Consider the following 623-nt stretch of genomic DNA (forward strand, 5'->3'; position numbering starts at 1 on the left):
CGGCGGCCGGTGGCTGATCACCGACCTGGAGTCCCTGTGACGGAGGAACCGATGGCAGCACGCCCACGACGGATGCGCGTACGGCTGCGGGCCCGGGCGGTGGCGGCGGCCCTGCTGGCCGTCGCCGCGCCGGCCGCCGCCTGGGGCGGGTGGTCCTGGTACGCGGCGGCGCACGACGACGCAGCCGCCCGGGCCCGGACCCGGGACGCCGTCCTGGCGGCCGGGGAGCAGGCGGTGCAGAACCTGAACACCCTCGACCACGCCGACCTCGACCACGGCCTGGACCTCTGGGAGAGCTCGACCGCGGGTGACCTGCACGCCCAACTCGTCCAGGGCCGGGCCGACTTCGCCAAACAGGTCGAACAGGCCGGGTCGGTCACCAGCGCCCGCATCCTCTCCGCGGCGGTGACCGAACTGGACCAGCAGGCCGGCCGCGCGGCCGTCCTGGTCGCCGTCCGGATCACCGTGCAGACCCCGCAGGCGCCGCAGCCCGCCACCAAGGACAGCCGGATGCTCGGCGAGCTGACCCGGACCGCCGACGGCTGGAAGCTCAGCGCCCTCGGCCAGGCACCGATGGGCACCACCGCGGCCACCGCCTCACCCACCCCGCCGGCACCGACCCC

The 623-nt window shown here is 76.2% G+C and carries 1 protein-coding gene; it reads left to right on the forward strand.

The genetic code is table 11. The features are described 5' to 3' along the window. Positions 1-72: 72 nt before the first annotated feature. The coding region (locus AA75_RS32750; protein WP_063794484.1) for a nuclear transport factor 2 family protein at positions 73-623 on the forward strand (551 nt) is incomplete at its 3' end.

Origin of the sequence: Kitasatospora sp. MBT63 (assembly GCF_000710465.2) — a bacterium.
Lineage (GTDB): Bacteria > Actinomycetota > Actinomycetes > Streptomycetales > Streptomycetaceae > Kitasatospora.